This window comes from Flavobacterium xanthum (assembly GCF_900142695.1).
Lineage (GTDB): Bacteria > Bacteroidota > Bacteroidia > Flavobacteriales > Flavobacteriaceae > Flavobacterium > Flavobacterium xanthum.
Map to the genome: position 1 here is coordinate 11757 of NZ_FRBU01000029.1, position 20749 is coordinate 32505.

Below are 20749 nucleotides of genomic sequence, written 5' to 3' on the forward strand. Positions count from 1 at the left end.
ATACTGAAAAAAAGAAGTATTAGTAATGTGATTTTTTTTAATAAAGAAGCGTTCATTCGTTGGTAGTTAAAAGGGTAAAAGTCGGTAGTTGTTAGTATTAAATTAAAATGACCACTATTCTACTGGTGTGTTTTTTTATGCAAAGATACTCAAAGAAAGAAAATACACAGACAAAGTTTTCAAGTTATACAGGAAACCGATGGAATCGAAAAGGTTTCAAATCAAGGTACTGGAAATAGGAGAAGATTCAGCAGCGGTTTTTACTTCCAAAGGTGCTTGTAAATTAGTTTCTAAACATTCCCAAATCAACTTTTACAGAAAAAATATTAGAATACAAAGCCGCACTTTGATTGCCCAAATCGGTCAAAGCATAATCTATTTGGATGCCTTTGTATTTAAAACCCAAACCAATATTGGGTTGGAAACCTACCTTTTGTGTGCTGTCTAATTGCTGTATGTTTTGGAAATTTCCAACGCCCGCTCGAACGAAAACCAAATCAGTATAACCAAATTCGAATCCCAAAGCTGGATCGATACTAACAAAATCACTAGCAATAAGATCATTAGTTCTAGTAAAACGCATATTAATATTGGCTGCAGCCAAAATACTATAATCGTACCGAATGATAAATTTCTTAGCGATTCCTAATTGCGCTTTTGGAGCCGTAATCTCCGTGCTTTCTGGTAATTCCTGATTTTCTCCGGGAATGGCATTCGCAATTTTCCCATATTCGTCTTCATCTATATTCCAAACATTGTACGTTGTTGTGATATCGCGAAGCATCAAACCAAATTGCCAATTGTTTTTTTCGAATTGCAGTCCAAAATCAAAACCAAATCCCCAAGAATTAGCGAAGTTTCCAATAATCCGCCGAATCACTTTGGCATTGACGCCATATTGAAATCCAGCAACAGGGAGTTTTCGCGCATAAGAAAAAGTAAATCCATAATCAGCGGTCGAAAAGAGACTAATGCGATTGTAATCGATATTGCCTTGACTGTCTATTAATTCGGTGGTATTTAAAATGTCATCTACCCCAAACCGAATTAACGAAATTCCCCATGCACTGCGATCATCAATTGGGCTGGCATAAGCCAAATAATCATATTGGGCAATGTTAGCAAAATAATTAGCGTGCATTACGGCTACCTCATGGTCTTCCAGATGGATGAGGCCAGCGGGATTCCAATAGCCAGAACTGACATCTTTTGTAGCGGCCACAACGGTATTGGACATACCCAATGCAGCGGCATCAACGCCGATGTTCATAAACTCATTCGAGTATTTCCTGACGGCTTGACTGTACGTTACCGCACTGACCAAAAGTAGCGCTAAGAGTAAACTTTTTTTCAAGGGTATCATTTTACAAATGGAAAGGCTGTTTAATTTTTATCAAAAATATAATTTTTTACTGAGGTTATTTATTCCTTTTACCAAATAAATCGACAATGGATTAACAATCATCAAATAAAGGGGTTGAAAACACTTTTTATAAGCATATTCTCCTTTTAATGAATGGATTTATTGTCCTTTAAACCGTAAGTCGTTTCATCTCAAGAGAAAAGAAGCGCGATGAGGTAAAGCAGGTATAAAACTTTTTTAAAACCCAAATTTCCAGACGACTAGGATTTAAAATAAGTAGGCTTGCTCTGTAAAATCAAGGTTTTTAACTTACTTTTTATCTTTTATGAAAAGGGGTTTTTTTGTTTTTTTATTCCCTGTAAAGGGTTGTGTCGCTCGTTTTGGTTAAAATCTCCAGTAAAAAACGTTCTTTCGCGCTACTTATTATATTAAATTTGCCAACTTTGGTTCCTTAAACTACTTTATGATGAATATTAAAAAGCATATCCCGAATATAATTACTTTGCTTAATCTTTTTTGTGGCTGTATCGCCTTAGTGTTTGCTTTTAACGAAGACTTTGAGATGGCTTTTTATTTCGTTTGTCTGGGTATATTTTTAGACTTTTTTGATGGCTTTTTTGCTCGATTATTCCACGTTTCCAGTCCGTTAGGATTGCAATTGGATTCTTTAGCTGATATGGTAACCAGCGGAGTGGTTCCAGGTTTAGTGATGTTCCAAATGATGATTAGCCACACATCGACTGCAGCGGCGGGTCATTTGCAGTTTTTTCCTTATCTGGGATTTATAATTGCGCTGGGCTCCTGCTACCGTCTCGCTAATTTTAATATTGATACCCGTCAAACAGATTCTTTTATTGGCTTGCCTACGCCGGCTAATGCGCTGTTTATTTTAAGCCTGCCTTTAGTTTTAAAATATACCGACTCCTTAATTATTGTGGAGCTTTTGACGAATCCTTGGTTTTTGTTGGTACTTACCTTTTTGAGTGCTTACATGTTGAATGCTGAAATCCCCTTGTTTTCTTTGAAAATCAAGAAATTTAGTTTCAAAGAAAATGCGCTTCAATTTGCCTTTTTAATGGTGTCCCTTTTATTGTTAGTTTTCTTTCAGTACTTAGGAATTCCTTTATTAATTCTTTTTTATGTTTGTTTGTCGGTAGTGAATAACAAAGTACTAAAAAAGTAGTTTTTTAAATGAGAAAACAAACAGTCCGAAGAAAAACTACAGTGGTTCGCAAGTCCAAAAAGAAAGCTTCCGTTTTCTCTGGGAAGCTTGTACGCTATTCGATTGTTGCTTTTTTGATTGCATTGTTAATTGGTAGCGGTTTTCATTATCGAAATGGTTTAGCCTATTATTTAGGGTTTAAGTCGGACAAAGCCAGTAGAGCCGAGAGTGAAGACAAGCGGATTTCTGATGTCCGTAATTTTCAGGTTCTTGAAAAACACCAGGGTAAAAGTATTGGGATAGATGTGTCAGAATACCAAGGTAAAATCAGTTGGTCTTATGTAGATACATTAGAAAAAAAGTATCCGATACATTTTGTATTTATTCGTGCTACGGTAGGTAAAGACCGCAAAGACCGTCAGTTTGATACGAATTGGCTTGGCGCCAAAGAAAACAAAATGATTCGGGGAGCCTATCATTATTACCGTCCCAACGAGAATTCATTGGAACAAGCCGAACTCTTCATAACTACTGTTCGTCTTCAAAAAGGGGATTTACCACCTGTTTTAGATATTGAAAAATTACCTAGAAACCAATCAATCGCTAATCTGAAATTAGGACTGAAACGCTGGTTGAAAGCAGTGGAAGCACACTACGGTGTAAAACCTATTATTTACACGGGAGAGCGCTATTATGATGATTTTTTAAAAGAAGAATTCAGCGATTACCTTTTTTGGATTGCCAATTATAACTTTTACAGAGAGGAAATAGGATCGGATTGGCTCTTCTGGCAATTCACGGAGAAAGCCTCAATTCCAGGAATCAAAGGCAATGTCGATGTCAATATTTACAATGGTGATGTACAGCAGTTGCGGTATATTACTGTGGAGTAGTTGTAAGTATTCAGCTGACAGCGATTCGTTAATACTCTTAAATGGTTACTCCGAACTTTTGAAGATTTAAAATCATGTAATTAATTAGTTTTCCCACTTCATTGCTTACGTTTAACAATTCGCTGTACATACTTTCGCTTGTATAGTTGTATTTAAGTGAAAACTCCAACCAGACTTGTGTTTCTGAGTTTTAAGCATCGGAATCAGTTAATTTACTATGAAAATGTTTAGGATAAACTCTTTTTCTCTAAGCTTCTTCACTATTAGCGGGAACACTTCTAGAGGAACGTCTGATTTGGTCGGTTAAAGAATATATTTCTTCTTTTGGAAAAGATTTTGTTATTTCAAAGATTGTCATGGCTAATTAGAATGATTTCTGATACGCTAATAGGTCTTGGAATTACATATTGTATTTTTTATAATTGATTCACTACTACTAAATACTGAACACTGACGACTGAACAATAACCACTTTTCTAAAACTCCAATTTCTTCTTTCTTAATTCAAAATTTTGTCCAAGATATACTCGTCGCACCATTTCGTCCTCTACTAGTTCTTCAGGAATCCCTGCTTTTAAGATGCCACCTTCAAACATAAGGTAGGTTTTATCGGTAATGGCTAGGGTTTCTTGAACATTATGATCCGTAATCAAAATTCCTATATTCTTGTTTTTTAATTGCGCTACAATACGCTGAATGTCTTCTACCGCTACTGGATCGACACCAGCAAAAGGTTCATCTAGCAATATAAATTTTGGATCGGTTGCCAAACAGCGCGCAATTTCAGTACGACGGCGTTCTCCTCCAGAAAGCAAATCCCCACGGTTAGTCCGAATGTGTTCCAAGCTAAACTCATCAATCAAGCTTTCCATTTTTGCTACTTGTTCCGCTTTGGAAAGTTTGGTCAATTGCAAAACGCTTAATATATTGTCTTCGATACTCAACTTTCTGAAAACAGAGGCTTCTTGTGCCAAATATCCAATTCCCTGCTGTGCTCTTTTATACATCGGATAATCGGTGATATTCAAGTCATCAAGAAAAATATTGCCTGAATTTGGTTTAACCAATCCCACAATCATGTAAAAAGAGGTTGTTTTTCCGGCACCGTTAGGACCTAAAAGTCCAACGATTTCACCTTGATTCACCTCTACCGAAATGCCTTTGACAACACTACGTCCTTTATAGGTTTTGATTAGATTTTCGGCTCTTAATTTCATATTTTATAAAGTTGCTAAGTAACAAAGTTACAGAGTAACTGAGTTTTTATAATTGCAAAGAAACGAATTTTGTTTCTTTAGTATATTGATTTAACTTCAATTTTGGAATTTCTAAATTCATATCAATGCTTTAGGGCAAACGCATCATAAATAAATTTTAAACCACATAGGAACATAGATTTTAGTTGTTTAAAGCAAAAAGGGATTTCATTTTGCAAAGAATACATAGCTATGTAGAAGAATTATTCATATCCAACTCTTTTTTTTACTTTTTTCTATGTCTCTATGTGGTTTAAAAAAAGGAAGTGTTTGCCTTGATCACAGCTGACTGATTACTGACCACTTTTTTCTTCAAGAGCTTCCCAAAATTCATATGCTCTTCTTAGATGAGGTACTACAATAGTTCCACCTACAAGTGTTGCAATTCCCATGGCTTCCATCATTTCCTCTTTGGTAACGCCTTCTTTATGGCTGGTTTCCAAATGGTATTTTACACAGTCATCGCATCTTAAAACTGCCGAAGCAACTAATCCTAGCAACTCTTTAGTTTTTACATCTAGTGCGCCAGCAGCGTATGCATTGGTATCCAAATTAAAAATTCGTTTCACAATTTTGTTGTTGTCTGCTAGTAATTTTTCGTTCATTTTAGAACGGTATTCATTGAATTCTTCGATTATATCAGCCATTTATTTTTTTTTGATTTTTTACTACTATTTTTGAAATTAAGATACTTGCTTCATAGATTAACAACATCGGAATGGTTACAATAATTTGACTTACAACATCCGGAGGGGTTACTATTGCCGCAACTATTAAAATAATAATTACGGCATATTTCCAATATTTTCTCAAGAAAACGGGTGTTACTAACCCAAGTTTAGTCAAGAAATAGATGATTATAGGCAATTCGAAAAACAACCCACAAGCAATCACGCTGGTTTTTACGAGTCCAATGTAAGAATCGATACTAAATTGGTTTTTCACAACATCACTGATGGTGAATGTTGCAAAAAAGTTGACGGACATGGGAACAATTACATAGTACCCAAACAAGACGCCAAGGAAGAAAAGTAACGAAGACGAAAAAATGAAAAGTTTCGCATGTTTTTTCTCTGAGGCATATAAAGCGGGACTAATGAATTTCCATACTTCCCAAAGTATAAACGGAAATCCAAGAATGAATCCAGCGGTTATACAGGTCCAAATCAAAACGTTGATTTGCCCTTCCATATTCGTGTTTTGAATGATAAAAGGCATTTCTGTTACACAAATAGTTTCGGCGAAGCCCAGTTGATTGGAGAGATCACAAAAAAAGCGGTAGGTAATAAAGTTAGCATTGGTGGGCCCAAAAATGACGACATCAAAAATGTAATCACTCACAAAAAAAGTGAATGTAGCCAAAATTAATATTGCAATTGTACTTCGAACCAATAACCATCTTAATTCTTCAAGATGATCTAAAAACGACATTTCGTTTAAGTTTTTTTTTGCCATTATACTATTCCTTCTTTTAAAATATCGTGTAAATGCAGTATGCCTTTGTAGTGCGTATCGTCAACAACCACTAATTGGGTAATGGAAAAATCTTCCATTATATTTAATGCTTCTACTACCATTGTATTGGAGGAAGTCATTTTTGGGTTTTTGGTCATAATATCTCGAGCTGTCAAATCAGCAAAAGAATCGCGGTCGTTTAGCATTCTTCGAATGTCACCATCAGTAATAATACCAATTACTATATCATTTTCGACTACGGCAGTTACGCCAAGACGTTTTTCCGAAATTTCAAAAATAACTTTTTTTATGGAGGCTTCTGGAGCAACCATAGGTTTTAGGCTGTACTCCAACATGTCTTTTACACGGAGCAATAATTTCTTGCCTAATGCACCACCGGGATGGTACACCGCAAAATCTTCCGGTTTAAAATCACGCATTTCCATTAGGCATACCGCAATAGCATCGCCCATGACTAATTGTGCCGTAGTGCTATTGGTGGGTGCTAGGTTGTTTGGGCAAGATTCCGCATCTATAGTTGTATTTAAAATATAGTCGGAACCTTTAGCCAAAAAGGAGGTCATGTTGCCTGTTATTGCTATCAGCGTGTTTCCAAAACGTTTTAAAAGCGGAACTAAGACTTTTATTTCTGGACTGTTGCCGCTTTTTGAAATACAAATGATAACATCCTCGCTTTGAATCATGCCTAAATCTCCGTGAATGGCCTCAGAAGCATGCAGAAAAAGAGATGGCGTCCCAGTAGAATTGAAGGAAGCGACCATTTTTTGAGCTATGATAGCGCTTTTTCCTATTCCTGTTACGACTAATCGCCCCTTTGAATTATAGATTTTTTGCGTGGCTTCAATGAAGTTATTGTCTAGTAAATCAATTAGTTTAGCTATGGATTGGCTTTCCGATAAGATGGTTTTTTTGGCGCTGGCCAATATATTTTCTTTGGTGATCAAAACAGAATAATTAAAATTTGTATGTGTAAAAGAAATTTGTACCTTTAGGTGTCGCAAATTTATACAAAATACCACATAATAAAGAATGAATCCAAACGAAATTGACATACACAAAGAATTAAAGAAGTATTTTGGCTTTAGCCAATTTAAAGGATTGCAGGAACAAGTCATAAAAAGTATACTGAATCAACAGAATACATTTGTGATTATGCCTACTGGAGGAGGAAAATCACTTTGTTATCAATTGCCTGCTTTAATTCAGGAAGGAACGGCTATAGTTGTTTCTCCCCTAATTGCTTTGATGAAAAATCAGGTGGATGCCATTAGGAGTTTGTCTTCTGAAAATGGAGTGGCTCACGTTTTAAACTCTTCCCTTACTAAAACTGAAATTACGCAAGTAAAAAAAGACATCACGTCTGGATTGACAAAGTTGCTTTATGTTGCTCCTGAATCTTTGACTAAAGAGGAGTATGTTAATTTTCTTAAAAATGTTACTATTTCTTTTGTCGCAATTGATGAAGCCCATTGTATTTCAGAGTGGGGACATGATTTTAGACCAGAATATCGAAATTTAAAGCACATTATCAAGCAATTGGGCGATGTGGCTATCATAGGTTTGACCGCTACGGCTACACCAAAAGTACAAGAAGATATTCTGAAAAACTTAGACATGACAGATGCTACAACTTTCAAAGCCTCTTTCAATAGACCTAATTTATATTACGAAGTACGCACAAAAACAAAAAATATTGAATCGGATATTATTCGATTTATAAAACAACACAAAGGGAAATCAGGAATTATTTATTGCTTAAGCCGCAAAAAAGTGGAAGCTATTGCCGAAGTTTTGCAGGTAAACGGAATTAGTGCCGTGCCGTATCATGCAGGATTGGACGCTAAAACCCGAGCCAGACACCAAGATATGTTTTTGATGGAAGATGTAGATGTGGTGGTGGCAACTATCGCTTTTGGAATGGGAATTGATAAACCCGATGTACGTTTTGTAATTCATCATGACATTCCAAAATCATTAGAAAGTTATTACCAAGAAACGGGTCGTGCTGGTCGTGATGGTGGCGAAGGGCATTGTTTAGCTTATTATTCCTATAAAGATGTCGAAAAATTAGAAAAATTCATGTCCGGTAAACCAGTTGCTGAGCAGGAAATAGGTTTCGCATTATTACAGGAAGTTGTGGCTTATGCCGAGACTTCGATGTCCAGAAGAAAGTTTCTATTACATTATTTCGGTGAGGAATTTGATGATGTACATGGCGAAGGTGCTGATATGGATGACAATATTCGCAATCCAAAAGCGAAAGTAGAGGCCAAAGCACAAGTCGTAAAGCTGTTAGAAGTGGTGCGGGATACCAAACATTTATACAAATCTAAAGAGGTTGTCTTTACTTTAATTGGTCGCGTAAATGCAGTAATTAAAGCACATAGAACGGATGCACAATCCTTTTTTGGATGTGGTGCAGGTCATGATGAAAAATATTGGATGGCCCTACTGCGTCAAGTATTAGTCGCCGGGTTTTTATCTAAAGATATTGAGACCTATGGCATTGTAAAAATCACAGATAAAGGATTGGATTTTATTAAAAAGCCACAATCTTTTATGATGTCCGAGGATCATGAATACAATGAATCAGTAGACGAAGCGATTGTCACAGCCTCAAAATCAACAGCAGTTGCCGATGAAGTTCTCATGGGAATGTTGCGTGATTTGCGAAAAAAAGTAGCTAAAAAAGTAGGCGTTCCTCCATTTGTGGTTTTTCAAGATCCTTCACTGGAAGATATGGCTTTGAAATACCCTATTTCTCAAGAAGAGCTGATTAATATTCATGGAGTTGGCGAAGGAAAAGCAAAAAAATACGGAAAGGAATTTTTAGAATTAATTAGCCGTTATGTTACCGAAAATGACATTACTCGTCCAGAAGACTTAGTAGTGAAATCTACCGGAGTCAATTCCGTAAATAAGCTTTATATCATTCAAAACATTGACAGAAAATTGTCTTTGGATGATATCGCTTCTGCCAAAGGAATCAACATGGATGCTTTGATCAAAGAAATGGAGCAAATTGTTTATTCTGGAACTAAACTGAATATCAAATATTGGATTGATGATATGTTGGACGATGATCAACAGGAAGAAATTCATGATTATTTTATGGAATCGGAATCCGATAATATAGAATCTGCCTTAAAAGAATTTGATGGAGATTATGATCTCGACGAATTGCGTTTGATGCGAATTAAATTCATTAGTGAAGTAGCGAATTAAAGCAGTGTTCAGTGTACAGTTTTTTAGTATTCAGTTATTTCAGTATGGTATAATTGGGCTGATCACTAAAAGCGGACTACTGACTACTAAAAATTTCTCCCCGATGCGGCTTCAAAGCATCGCGAACCTGAATCATGTTTTCATCGGTTACCACCATGAAAGCAATTGCTTGCATTTCGCTTTGAATCTCAAAACCGGTGATATTTAAAGCAAGTTTTTCAATTGCTATGTATTCTTTCAAATGAATTTCGTGATGTTCTGCCGTTTTTGCGGAAGCCGGTCCACGAAAATCCCAAATCAATTTTATTTTTCTAGACATTTTTTCTACGAGTAATCGGTTAGCGGTTTAACTGTTTTGAAGAGGCAAAGTTACAAAGTCTAATTCGAAAAGAGGTCAATTTTAAAAAATTGAGAACGGATTATTCTTTCAGTAAGAAGAAGTCAGTTCAAAATACTACTTTTGTACCAGAATTATGTAAGACACTTTTAAACGTCTGATAGTCTAAAAATCGAACAATCCAAGACAATGCCTCAAGAACTTTTATTACAGGTTACTCCAGAAATAGCTTCAAACGAATTGTTGCTGAAAGATTATTTGTCGAAACAAATCAAAGTTTCAGTAGCCGATATTCAGCATGTTTCTATTTTAAAACGCTCCATTGATGCACGTCAGAAAGCGATTAAAATCAATTTGAAAGTGGCGATTTATATAAAAGGAGAGCCTTTTCAGGAAACCAAAATTCAACTTCCTGATTACAAAAATGTGGCTAGCGCACAAGAAGTAATCGTAATAGGGGCAGGGCCAGCAGGTCTTTTTGCTGCATTGCAATTAATAGAGTTGGGATTGAAACCCATAGTGATTGAACGCGGAAAAGAGGTTCGTGGCCGTCGTCGTGATTTGAAAGCCATTAATGTAGATCATCTGGTGAATGAAGATTCTAATTATTGTTTTGGCGAAGGAGGTGCAGGAACCTATTCGGACGGGAAATTGTACACGCGATCTAAAAAGCGTGGTGATGTTACTCGAATTCTCGAATTATTTGTCGCTTTTGGGGCTTCAGAGGATATCATGATCGAAGCACATCCTCATATTGGGACTAACAAATTACCGCAAATTATTCAGGATATCAGAGAGAAAATTATCGAATGTGGTGGACAAGTTTTGTTTGAAACGCGATTGACTGATATTTTAATAAAAAACAATGAAGTTCAGGGAATCGTTACTCAAAAAGGAGACACGATTCTTGCTAGTAAAATAATTTTGGCAACGGGTCATTCTGCCCGTGATATCTTTGAATTATTAGATAGAAAGAAAGTTTTTATAGAAGCCAAACCTTTTGCCTTGGGCGTTAGAGCGGAGCACCCTCAATCTTTGATCGATAGCATTCAGTACAGTTGCGATTACCGTGGTGAACATTTACCTCCAGCACCTTATTCTATTGTGAAGCAGGTTAATGGTCGCGGAATGTATTCGTTTTGTATGTGCCCTGGTGGTGTTATAGCGCCTTGTGCTACGAGTCCAGGTGAAGTAGTGACGAACGGTTGGTCACCATCAAAGAGGGATCAGGCGACGGCCAATTCGGGAATTGTAATCGAATTGAAATTAGAAGATTTTAAACCATTTGCCAAATTTGGTGCTTTGGCCGGAATGGAATTCCAAAAAAGTATCGAGCAACGTGCTTGGCATTTAGCTGGAGAAACTCAAAAAGTACCAGCACAACGCATGATTGACTTTACACAAAACCGAGTTTCATCGGATATTCCTAAAACGTCTTATGTTCCAGGAACCACTTCGGTAGAAATGGGGCAGGTTTTTCCTGGTTTTTTAAGCCAGATTTTACGAGAAGGGTTTACCGAATTTGGGAAATCCATGCGAGGTTATTTAACTAACGAAGCTATTCTTCATGCTCCGGAATCCAGAACCTCTTCGCCAGTGCGTATTCCAAGAGATCCCTTGACTTACGAACATGTTCAAATAAAAGGATTGTATCCATGTGGAGAAGGTGCAGGTTATGCGGGCGGAATTATATCTGCTGCCATAGATGGAGAAAAATGCGCTTTGATGATTGGTGCAATCTTGAATAAATAAAAAAGCTCTAATTTTTTTAAATCTTTTTTGGCCATTTTTTATTGTTTCTACAATTACATTAAGAGCTGTAGGTTGTAAAGCATTCCTGCTCTTTATTTTATAAAAATGGCAGTACCTGCGTTTTTTGTTTTAGATTTTAAAAAAGAAGTTACTTTACACATAACTATTTTTAGTCCATTTCCCAAAAGGGGATTGTGTTTTTTATTGTAGTAAACTTTCGCAATAATCTCACTCAAGTGCGAAAAGATCTCGTTTCATTATTTACCAGTTTTATTGATTTTAATGTTTTCCTAATTATTATTTTAAATTTTCTTTATTTATAGTTAATATAATCTAGAACTTTAGCTTGATAAAAACAATCATCTTGTGAAATGTTTTTTACTTTTAACATTATATTTAAAAATATTTTAAAAAAAACTATAAAAATCATAAATATGTTTCAAAAATTTAAAAAATCTGAAATTTTAATTTTACTACTTGTGGTAGGACTAATTTTTACTTCCGAATATTTTTATATAGTATTAAAAGATCCTCAACGAGCTATTTTTATTGGTTTATGGCCTCCAACAATTTTAGGTCTTTTAATATTTTTAAATCTTAAACTCAAAAAATAAAATGGAAAATATAGAATTAATTATCCTGACAGTAGTGGTGATTTTATGCTTTGTTGCTTTCTTTATTTCTACTTTTAACGAATTTGAAAAAGTTGAAAAAAAAAATTTAACCAGTGAAAATAGTAGGGGTATACTATCTAGATTCCTCGCATATCTAGAAAGTTTAGTAGCGGAATAGTTTGTTTGTGGTTGAAGAGAAGGCGTTTATTTTTTAACAGCAACGGCAATTTTGGAATCGGCTGTTCCATAATACAGAAACCATTTCTTTTTAAAATAAACCAAGCCTTCAACAAAGCATACTTCATTTACCTCGCCTGTTTTTTCATACAGTTTGTCTGGATGAATAAAGTAATCGTCCATTCGGTCAATTAACTTATAAGGATGTTCTTTGTCAAAAAGGGCTTGGCTTGCGGCATAAGTGAATTTAGGCAAATTCAAATCATTATAATTAGCGGCATTGCTGCCATTATAAATTAGTACAATTCCTTCTTTCTGTAGCAAAGCAAAAGGGCCGGGTTCTACTAAACGGCTGTCAAAATACCCCATGCGTGGATGCAAAACGGAAATCATTTTTTTATTTTCCTCATTTTCGGCTACGTTCCAATGAATGAGATCTACGGAAGTTGCCACATACAAATCAGTATCTCCAAAATACATCCAATATTTGCCTTGTATTTTTGTAGCGATTATCTTGTCGCCGGATAATTTACAAACGATGGCACCAGATTTAGACCACATATCTTTGTATTTCTCTTCCTTTAGAACTAAACCGTGTTTGGTCCAAGTGAATAAATCTTTTGAGCTGGCTAAACAAAGTCGGGCCGTTTTACCATCGTACGAAGTGTAGGTCATGATGTATGTGCCATTCTCACTTTCTATAATTCTTGGATCCTCAACACCACCTTTCCACTCGTACTGTTTCATAATATCGTTGTCTGGGTAGAATATAGGCGCTGGTTGTTTTTTAAAATGAAGTCCGTCATCACTTATGGCCAGTCCCAGTCTTGATGTCATGTCTTTATCTTGTGCTCTATAAATCAGGTATACCTTTCCGTCTTTTACAATTGCTGAGGGATTCAGTACATTTCGTTCTTCCCAGTGTATTTGTTTGTTGCTGATTGGCGATTGAAAAACTTGTTGAAATTCAGGTTCCAAAATAGGGTTGAGGCTGTCTACTTTGACAAAGTTTAGGAGTGCCCAATCTTTGCTTTTCGTTTCGGAGTTAAAAGCTGGATTACTGCCGCAACCGATTAAAATAAATAAGAATAGTAGTGTAAAGATTTGTTTCATAATATTTATCAAGTTAAACAAGGAGGCACCGCCTGATTCCCGCAGTTGTTAGTGTTTTGTAGTCTCCAATAGTTATAAAAGAGTGTGATAGGGTAAAGTTCCATTTATTTTATTGATTAACAAGTCGCTTTTTAAAAGTAATAGTTTTTTGATTGCTACAAGATGTTTCGTTTCCCTTGAAATTGTCTTTTTGGACTTAATAGCTTTTTTTAAGAGAGCAATAACTACTTCGCAATCATGCCATTCTCCAAGCATGTCCGATAGCGTTATCTTTTCAGGAACTAGCTTACTTTGCTGATTTAAATCAAAGATTTTTGTGTTGTATTGATGTACTTTTAATCTTTTCCGAAAGGCATGAATTTGTTTCTTTTTAAAAGCATTCTTACTAATTATTTTTTTTTTCTCCTTAGTGATTTTGTTCAAATATCGATTCGCTTTCTTTGTCCTTGTTTTTTTAAGGAAACAAATGACAATGGGATACTTTTGCTTTAGCTTTTTGGTGAAGCGCTTATTGGTAATTGAAAAGAATTCTTTTCGTGCTTTCTCCTCTAGTTTCTTTAAGCGATAGGAATAGCTTTTGATTAAATGAAAATTGGGCTGCTGTTCTAGAATAGGTTGAACTACTTGAATTTTCCTAAGTTTTCCTGCTTTTTTAAAAATAATTTTAAATGGTGCAAAGGTCTTTTTAAGTTTAAATGTCTTTGAGCAAAAGGCAACCAATTCAAATAATGCCTTAAATCTTTTAAGTTCAACCCGTAGTTCATGGAAAGTTTCGACAGTATAAACTACAGGTGCTGTTTCCAATAGGCGGTTTACAGCACTTTTATGGTTTTTAAAATAGGTTTCAAGTACTTTCATTTTGTGGAACTTGAGTTGGTAATTTTACGAATCGTTGAGCCTATCCTCAGATTTTCCCTAATGAAAGGTTAGCTAAAAATAGTGAAGTAAATTTAATTAAAAACCATAGAATAAAATGCTTATGGTGTTTAAAATCAAATTGTTATTATATTTAAAAATAAAATCCAACAAGAGTTGAAAAAGAAGAAATTTGTTGTCGGTTGCTGTGCTAATTGATTTTGTATTGCTACTACAATTGGGTCTTTACTAAACTAGTCGATCGCGTATTTTGAACTTTTTGACTTTTGGTCGGGCGGTGCGTACCATCCTGATTTTAGACAAGCTACGAAGACTTTTTTAGCGTAAGGAAGCCGCACCACTTTTTGCTAAAGAAGGTAAAACAATTACTTGCTTTGACAAAATTCATCCTAATAATACCAATTCCTAGTTGGTGTTATTTATTTTACTATTCATTTCCATGTAATCTACTGTTAGGTCAGACAACGCCTTCATTCCTAATACAAAACCACTTTCATCGATATAGAAATCGGGCGTATGATGAGGAGCAGTCTCTGAAATAGGCTTGCCTTTAGGAGCGCCACCTAGAAAAAAGTACAGGCCTGGAATCTTTTCCTGAAAATAAGAAAAGTCTTCTGCGCCAGTTACAGCAGGTGTAATTGAAACATTCGCTTTGCCAGCAGTTCCTTCTAGTGTAGGAACCATTTTTTCTGTCAATAATGGATCATTGTAGGTAATAAGAGTTTGGTTAGTTATATTTATATCAGCTGTAGTTCCGGCACTTTCAGCAATTGAATTTACAACTTGTTTTAGTCGGGAATGCAACAAGTCTTGCACTTGACGGTCTAACGAACGAATGGTACCGGTCATAATTAGTTCCTCTGGAATAACATTACTTCTTACTCCGGCGTTGATTTGCCCCACACTAATAACTGCGGCAGACTCAGTTATGTTAACATTTCGGCTTACAATGGTTTGGATTCCCATCACAATTTGAGCTGCTGTGACGATTGGATCGACACCCAGCCATGGATAAGCACCGTGTGTTTGTTTGCCTTTAATTTTAATCGTGAACCAATCTGAAGCTGCCATAGTTCCCATTGGACGATATTTTATTTTCCCCACTTCTGTTTGGGCATTGATGTGAAGGCCAAAAATAACATCAACTTTAGGATTTTCTAAAACGCCCTCTTTTACCATCAATTTTGCTCCTCCTTCTTCTCCTTCAGGTGGACCTTCCTCAGCAGGTTGAAAAATAAATTTAACAGTCCCTTTTAAGTCGCTTTTTATAGAAGCTAAAATTTCGGCAGTTCCCATCAAAATAGCGATATGGGTGTCATGTCCACAAGCATGCATCACTGGCACTATTTTTTGATTGTATTCTCCTTCCGCTATTGAAGCAAATGGGATAGCTACCCGCTCCTTTATTGGTAAGGCGTCTATATCTGCTCTAAGGGCGACAACCGGTCCGGGTTTTCCTCCTTTTAAAATGCCTACAACTCCAGTTTTAGCGACTCCGGTTTGTACTTCGATACCTAAAGCGCGCAAATGTGTCGCTATTTTTTCTGCGGTTTTAAATTCTCTATTCCCTAATTCTGGATTTTGGTGAAAGTCCCTACGCCATGCAATAACTTTGGATTCTAGAGACTCTGCTTTCGTGCTAATCTTAGTTTTCAGGGCGGTATTTTGTGCTGAAGTTGTACAGGCAAAAGAAAATAGAACTGCAGAAATGAATAATTTTTTCATAAATGGTATAGTAAAGGATGACAGTCTTAAAAATGCATTTTTAATTGTATTTTTTGGAAAAAACCTAAATAATGTTAAAAACAAATATATAAATTAATAGTTTATAGTTTTGGCATTTAGACAACTAAACTCTTTTTGAGAAAAATGTTAAAAAGAAAAGTTTTTTCCGTTGAAATTATTGATTCCTAAAGAATTTTTGTCCTACTGCCAAGTAGCCATGAACAGATGACTATAATAAGTTCTGATTATAGATTTTGACGGTCTAAAAAGAGGTTTTGATTTAGAAAAAACAAATTCGTACCCTTTATAAAATCATCCTCATATTTAAAAGGTGTTTTTTAAATCCTGCCTTTTCATACGCTTTAATGGCTGAAGCATTGTCACTGTAAACGTCTAGCCGAAGTTCGAACACTTCGTGTAAGTTACACCAGGATTTAAGTGCTTTGATGATGGAAGCGTTTACTCCCTTTCCTCTGTGATTAGGATCCGTAAACATAAATCCAAGATAACCATACGTTTCGTGATTCAAATAAGGTTTTGCAGCCTCTAATCTAGCGTATCCGGAGGCAATAATTTCTGCATTTATTTCAGCTACCAATACTTCTATATGAGGGGCAGCAATCATTTTTTCGATATCATAATAATGAATGGGATCTTCTTTTAGAGTGGGGTCGTAAGGGCGTTCGGCAGTAATAATCCCTTGTTCAAAGACAAGAAGTTGTTCTAAGTCTGTAAGGCGTGCTTTTCGGATGGTTATAGGAGACATTGTGTTATTTTTAAATATTTATAAAAATACAACAGAATTTTGAACGGTGTAGCATCATTTTATTTAGATATTCTTTTAATAATTCAACTTCAACAAATCGAAAGAGAACGTTAAAGCCCCTATCCCTATTTATCTTTTTTGTATTTTTGAACTGAAATTCACCACTATGATAGAAGAAAATGTAATCTTAGTTAATAAAAATGACGAGCAAATAGGGCTGATGCCTAAGCTTGAAGCACATGAAAAAGCGGTGTTGCATCGGGCCTTTTCTGTCTTTGTTTTGAATAGTAAAAATGAAATCATGCTGCAACAGCGTGCCAGTCAAAAATACCATTCCCCTTTGTTGTGGACCAATACGTGTTGCAGTCATCAGCGTGAGGGAGAAACAAATATTCAAGCCGGAAGCCGACGATTGTTTGAAGAAATGGGCTTTAAAACAGAACTCAAGGAACTGTTTCATTTTATCTACAAAGCTCCTTTTGATAATGGCTTGACAGAACATGAACTGGATCACGTGATGATTGGGTATTATGATGGGGAGCCCGTTATCAATCCAGAGGAAGTTGAAAGTTGGAAATGGATGAAAATTGAGGAAGTTAAAAAAGATATGGAGCTTCATCCCTTACTATATACTGTTTGGTTTAAAATCATTTTTGAAGAATTTTATCATTTTTTGGAAGAACATAAAAGTCCTCTTTCTTCGGAAGAGGGAACCCATAACACCTAATTTATTCTACTATATGAAAGTTACCATTTCACGAAAAGCCCATTTTAATGCGGCACACCGATTGCACAGAAAAGATTGGAGTTTTGAACAAAACGATGCGATTTTTGGAAAGTGCAATAATCCTAATTTCCACGGACATAATTATGAACTGATAGTCAGCGTGACGGGTGAGATTGATCCTGAAACCGGCTATGTTATGGATGTGAAGTTTTTAAGTGATATAATCAAAGAGGATGTTGAGAATCAATTCGATCACAAAAATCTAAATTTAGATGTTCCTGAATTTCAAGATTTAAATCCAACAGCTGAAAATATAGTAGTAGTGATTTGGAACAAAATCAGAAAAAGAATCAAATCAGAATTTGAATTAGAAGTAGTTCTATACGAAACACCTCGAAATTTTGTAACCTATAAAGGAGAATAATGGAACTAAAAGTAGGGGACAAAATCCCTAAATTTACGGCAAAAGATGCAGACGGAATTGATTTTGACAGTCAGAACATTGTGGGACAAAAACCCTTAGTTATTTATTTTTATCCAAAAGACAACACACCGGGCTGTACTACACAAGCCTGCAGTTTTAGAGATCAATATGAAGATTTTAAAGATTTGGGTGCTGAAGTCATAGGAATTAGTAGTGATAGCGTAGCATCACATCTAAAGTTTACTAAGCAATATAAGTTACCCTTTATTCTTTTGTCAGATGATGATAAAAAAATTAGAAAGTTGTTTGGAGTTCCTACTGGTATGTTTGGTTTGCTTCCAGGAAGAGTAACCTATGTTACCGATAAAAATGGAATTATACAAATGATTTTTGACAGTATGCTGGCTGCAAAACACATTCCTAAAGCACTACAAGCAATCAAAAAATTGGTAGTGTAAGAGCTCGTACTAAAGACAGTTATTTTTGATTCTGTTGATTTACAGAATAATAGACGGATTTATTAAAGGTATTTCAAAAATGGATGCTTTTTAAAGTAGAGGAGAATTAGCTATTTATTTCCTCTTCGAAACCATTGTTTGTCAAGTTATAGAAACAGAATAACTATTCTGGGAATATCGTTAGTTCATCAATACATTCAGATTAACGTCTTCTGCGTTGGTCTTGATTTTATGGTCTTGCTGGAAGTATTACGAGCTATTAAATAGTGAAAGAGGAACATGCTTTATAATGGTTTAGAAATGGAATGTGGGAACTAAATAGGAAACTATTGCAAACGCAGTCCTATTTTGATTTTAAAGCGAGGAATATATTCATTCTCAATGGAAAAGCTTCGATTTTAGAAATTTACATTTCATAGTCGGTAATAGAAAGATTATGTGTACTTTTGCAGACGCAAATTAAAATTCAAATTTTAAAAAAATAAAAATGGCAAACATTAAGAATTTAAAAAAAGACATCAACTACGTTTTAGGAGATATTATTGAAGCAGTTTACTTGTTCGAAATTTCTACTACAGGAAAACCAACAACTGAAACAAATGGTTTAATCGACGAAGCTATCGCTGCTTTTGACGCTTTGATCACAAAAGTGAATGCAAAAAATGTAGAGGATAAAAAAGCACACTTCAAACAAATTAATGTTGAATTGGAACAAACTGCTATTCAATTGATTGCTAAAATCAACGAATTGTAGTCAAAAAAAACGCAAAAAAAGTTTGAATTTGTTTTGGAAAATAGAAATTCAGACTTATATTTGCACCCGTAATGAGTCGCCAGCGTAGCTCAGTTGGCTAGAGCAGCTGATTTGTAATCAGCAGGTCGTGGGTTCGAGTCCCTCCGCCGGCTCTTTAATAAAACCACCTAACTTTTGTTAGGTGGTTTTTTGTTTTAAGGAGTTAAATTAGTAATTGCCTCTTCTATTTATTGATATGTCATAATTTTTTTGTTAAATTTGAAATCTAACCTAAATATAAAATAATTATGGAAGAGCATTCAGTAATTGAAACTTTCGAAATGAAACTTAATGAGTCTGCGAAAGACTTTTTAAGGGAAACAGCAAAATGGGCCTATTTTTTATCCATTCTAGGATACATAGGAATTGGTTTTATTATTTTAGCTGCTTTGTTCGCGGGAACACTATTTTCTGCAATGGGGAAAATGAATCCTGCTATGGGAATGATGGGTTCCTCTTTTGGAATGGCGATGGCTGTCGTTTATTTGCTTATTGCAGCACTTTATTTCTTTCCAGTGTATTACTTGAATAAATTCGCATCTAATGCTAAAGCAGCTTTAAATACCAATGATTCTGAAACGTTGACTACTTCTTTTAGATATTTAAAATCACATTATAAGTTTATAGGGATAATGACTCTTGTTGTTTTCTCTCTTTATCTCTTAATGTTTGTGGGAATGATTATTGGAAGAATGGCTTTTAGCGTTTAAAGAGCTTTTTAGATCTAAGTAATAATGAGGTTTTATTAGGCGTATTCTAATTTCTTTACTACTTTATACAAAACAAAAAAATCATCTTGCAGAACAAGATGATTTTTTTGTTTTAATAGGTAACAGTAACAATTAGGAGTCTTTTATTTTTGCTTTTTAATAGAACTAACATATTCTGTAAGTTTTTTGCCATACAGAGATTGTGCTACTTTTGGAGACATTGATTTTTGAATCGTATCTAAATATTTGATGTTTATATCATAGATTTCGGATAACGCAATGTAAGGAGCTACCTCAAATTTTCTGTTATTTAGTGCAAAATTGGTAGCAAATAAGTACTTTCTTTTGATATTAGAATCTTGTTTGGCGCTTAAACTATCTATTTTTTGTGTGTTTTGGCTTTTGATGGCATTAAATTTTTGCTCGATCAAAGACAGATTTTCATCTGTGAAACGGGTATTGATTTTTTTATATTCTTCAAATATTTCTTGATTTTTGGACCCTTTTATTTTGGCGTCAGATAAATAACGATCCAAAGTTGTTTCAATAGTTATGGTTCCAGGCTCAGCAAAGAATGGTAAATTATTGTCCAAAGAATTAGTCACGCCTCTGTCTAAGAATAAATAAAGCATCTCAGGAGATTTTAGATCCAAATTACTTTCAAAAGAAGAGCTCCCATCGATATTGATGGTGTCGATAGCAACCAACGCTGTATCTACAATTCGTTGAATATACAACGTTCCTTTTTTTAATCCTTTAATATTTCCAGTAATATGTAAGTTGCCTTTTGATTCGTTTTTGTTACAAGCAGATAATAATAAAAGTGCAAAGAATGCAATAATTGATTTTTTCATGGGAAAGTAAAATTTGTTTTTTTGGAGCATGACTTCGTAATTTTTTTA

21 protein-coding genes, 1 tRNA gene and 1 pseudogene are annotated in these 20749 nt (G+C 35.1%); 11 read left to right on the forward strand and 12 right to left on the reverse strand.

What is annotated here, in order from left to right; all coding sequences use genetic code 11:
* Positions 1-283 precede the first annotated feature (283 nt).
* Complete coding sequence (locus BUC11_RS12075; protein WP_449404159.1) at positions 284-1354, reverse strand: putative type IX sorting system protein PorV2; 1071 nt, start codon at positions 1352-1354, stop codon at positions 284-286.
* Between the two features lie 475 nt (positions 1355-1829).
* On the opposite strand from BUC11_RS12075, the gene BUC11_RS12080 reads away from it, so the two are divergent.
* Both BUC11_RS12080 and BUC11_RS12085 read left to right on the forward strand, forming a co-directional pair.
* Complete coding sequence (locus tag BUC11_RS12080) at positions 1830-2546, forward strand: CDP-alcohol phosphatidyltransferase family protein (RefSeq protein ID WP_073354404.1); 717 nt, start codon at positions 1830-1832, stop codon at positions 2544-2546.
* A gap of 8 nt (positions 2547-2554) precedes the next feature.
* Positions 2555-3418 (forward strand): glycoside hydrolase family 25 protein, encoded by an 864-nt coding sequence (locus tag BUC11_RS12085; protein ID WP_073354368.1) that lies wholly within the window; start codon positions 2555-2557, stop codon positions 3416-3418.
* A gap of 37 nt (positions 3419-3455) precedes the next feature.
* On the opposite strand, the pseudogene BUC11_RS12090 reads toward BUC11_RS12085, so the two are convergent.
* The 5 genes and pseudogenes from BUC11_RS12090 to BUC11_RS12110 form a co-directional block, all read right to left on the reverse strand.
* Positions 3456-3776: pseudogene (locus tag BUC11_RS12090) on the reverse strand (four helix bundle protein).
* Between the two features lie 118 nt (positions 3777-3894).
* Positions 3895-4635, reverse strand: coding sequence for an LPS export ABC transporter ATP-binding protein (gene lptB / locus BUC11_RS12095; protein ID WP_073354370.1), 741 nt, complete (start codon positions 4633-4635; stop codon positions 3895-3897).
* Between the two features lie 332 nt (positions 4636-4967).
* Entirely contained in the window at positions 4968-5321 is a 354-nt protein-coding gene (locus tag BUC11_RS12100; RefSeq protein WP_073354371.1) for a carboxymuconolactone decarboxylase family protein, read from the reverse strand.
* Entirely contained in the window at positions 5314-6129 is an 816-nt protein-coding gene (gene tatC / locus BUC11_RS12105; RefSeq protein ID WP_073354373.1) for a twin-arginine translocase subunit TatC, read from the reverse strand. Before tatC ends, BUC11_RS12100 begins: the two co-directional genes overlap by 8 nt.
* On the reverse strand, positions 6129-7094 hold the full coding sequence (locus BUC11_RS12110) for a KpsF/GutQ family sugar-phosphate isomerase (protein ID WP_073354411.1): 966 nt from the start codon (positions 7092-7094) through the stop codon (positions 6129-6131). Before BUC11_RS12110 ends, tatC begins: the two co-directional genes overlap by 1 nt.
* 85 nt (positions 7095-7179) lie before the next feature.
* Between BUC11_RS12110 and recQ the strand changes: the two genes are divergently transcribed.
* Positions 7180-9375: a DNA helicase RecQ gene (gene recQ, locus BUC11_RS12115; RefSeq protein WP_073354374.1), complete on the forward strand. Its 2196-nt coding sequence runs from the start codon at positions 7180-7182 to the stop codon at positions 9373-9375.
* A gap of 76 nt (positions 9376-9451) precedes the next feature.
* Here the strand turns inward: recQ and BUC11_RS12120 are convergent, their stop codons facing one another.
* Positions 9452-9694 carry a hypothetical protein gene (locus BUC11_RS12120; RefSeq protein ID WP_073354376.1) on the reverse strand — a complete coding sequence of 81 codons (243 nt, stop codon included), beginning with the start codon at positions 9692-9694 and terminating at the stop codon, positions 9452-9454.
* A 207-nt stretch (positions 9695-9901) separates the two neighbouring features.
* On the opposite strand from BUC11_RS12120, the gene BUC11_RS12125 reads away from it, so the two are divergent.
* The gene (locus BUC11_RS12125; protein ID WP_073354378.1) at positions 9902-11464 is read left to right on the forward strand and encodes an NAD(P)/FAD-dependent oxidoreductase; all 1563 of its coding nucleotides are present in this window, start codon (positions 9902-9904) and stop codon (positions 11462-11464) included.
* A 615-nt stretch (positions 11465-12079) separates the two neighbouring features.
* On the forward strand, positions 12080-12256 hold the full coding sequence (locus tag BUC11_RS16980) for a hypothetical protein (RefSeq protein WP_175547752.1): 177 nt from the start codon (positions 12080-12082) through the stop codon (positions 12254-12256).
* A gap of 26 nt (positions 12257-12282) precedes the next feature.
* Here the strand turns inward: BUC11_RS16980 and BUC11_RS12135 are convergent, their stop codons facing one another.
* The 4 genes from BUC11_RS12135 to BUC11_RS12150 form a co-directional block, all read right to left on the reverse strand.
* Positions 12283-13368, reverse strand: a complete 1086-nt coding sequence (locus tag BUC11_RS12135; protein WP_073354379.1) for a glycoside hydrolase family 130 protein — start codon at positions 13366-13368, stop codon at positions 12283-12285.
* 72 nt (positions 13369-13440) lie between these two features.
* A complete protein-coding gene (locus BUC11_RS12140) occupies positions 13441-14226 on the reverse strand; it encodes a CHAD domain-containing protein (RefSeq protein ID WP_073354381.1) in 786 nt (261 codons plus the stop codon).
* A 423-nt stretch (positions 14227-14649) separates the two neighbouring features.
* The gene (locus BUC11_RS12145) at positions 14650-15969 is read right to left on the reverse strand and encodes an amidohydrolase (protein ID WP_073354383.1); all 1320 of its coding nucleotides are present in this window, start codon (positions 15967-15969) and stop codon (positions 14650-14652) included.
* Between the two features lie 304 nt (positions 15970-16273).
* Positions 16274-16735 carry a GNAT family N-acetyltransferase gene (locus BUC11_RS12150; protein ID WP_073354384.1) on the reverse strand — a complete coding sequence of 154 codons (462 nt, stop codon included), beginning with the start codon at positions 16733-16735 and terminating at the stop codon, positions 16274-16276.
* Between the two features lie 166 nt (positions 16736-16901).
* Here BUC11_RS12150 and idi point away from each other — a divergent pair, with 166 nt between their 5' ends.
* From idi to BUC11_RS12180, 6 genes are all read left to right on the forward strand, one after another.
* A complete protein-coding gene (gene idi, locus BUC11_RS12155; protein ID WP_073354386.1) occupies positions 16902-17462 on the forward strand; it encodes an isopentenyl-diphosphate Delta-isomerase in 561 nt (186 codons plus the stop codon).
* Between the two features lie 13 nt (positions 17463-17475).
* Positions 17476-17886, forward strand: a complete 411-nt coding sequence (locus BUC11_RS12160; RefSeq protein WP_073354387.1) for a 6-pyruvoyl trahydropterin synthase family protein — start codon at positions 17476-17478, stop codon at positions 17884-17886.
* Positions 17886-18344, forward strand: coding sequence for a peroxiredoxin (locus BUC11_RS12165; RefSeq protein ID WP_073354388.1), 459 nt, complete (start codon positions 17886-17888; stop codon positions 18342-18344). Before BUC11_RS12160 ends, BUC11_RS12165 begins: the two co-directional genes overlap by 1 nt.
* Positions 18345-18831: 487 nt before the next feature.
* Positions 18832-19098 (forward strand): hypothetical protein, encoded by a 267-nt coding sequence (locus BUC11_RS12170; protein ID WP_073354389.1) that lies wholly within the window; start codon positions 18832-18834, stop codon positions 19096-19098.
* A gap of 78 nt (positions 19099-19176) precedes the next feature.
* Positions 19177-19250, forward strand: a tRNA-Thr gene (locus tag BUC11_RS12175).
* A gap of 135 nt (positions 19251-19385) precedes the next feature.
* Positions 19386-19847, forward strand: coding sequence for a DUF5362 family protein (locus BUC11_RS12180; RefSeq protein ID WP_073354390.1), 462 nt, complete (start codon positions 19386-19388; stop codon positions 19845-19847).
* A gap of 143 nt (positions 19848-19990) precedes the next feature.
* On the opposite strand, the gene BUC11_RS12185 is transcribed toward BUC11_RS12180, so the two are convergent.
* The gene (locus BUC11_RS12185) at positions 19991-20701 is read right to left on the reverse strand and encodes a DUF4369 domain-containing protein (RefSeq protein ID WP_073354391.1); all 711 of its coding nucleotides are present in this window, start codon (positions 20699-20701) and stop codon (positions 19991-19993) included.
* Positions 20702-20749: the final 48 nt, after the last annotated feature.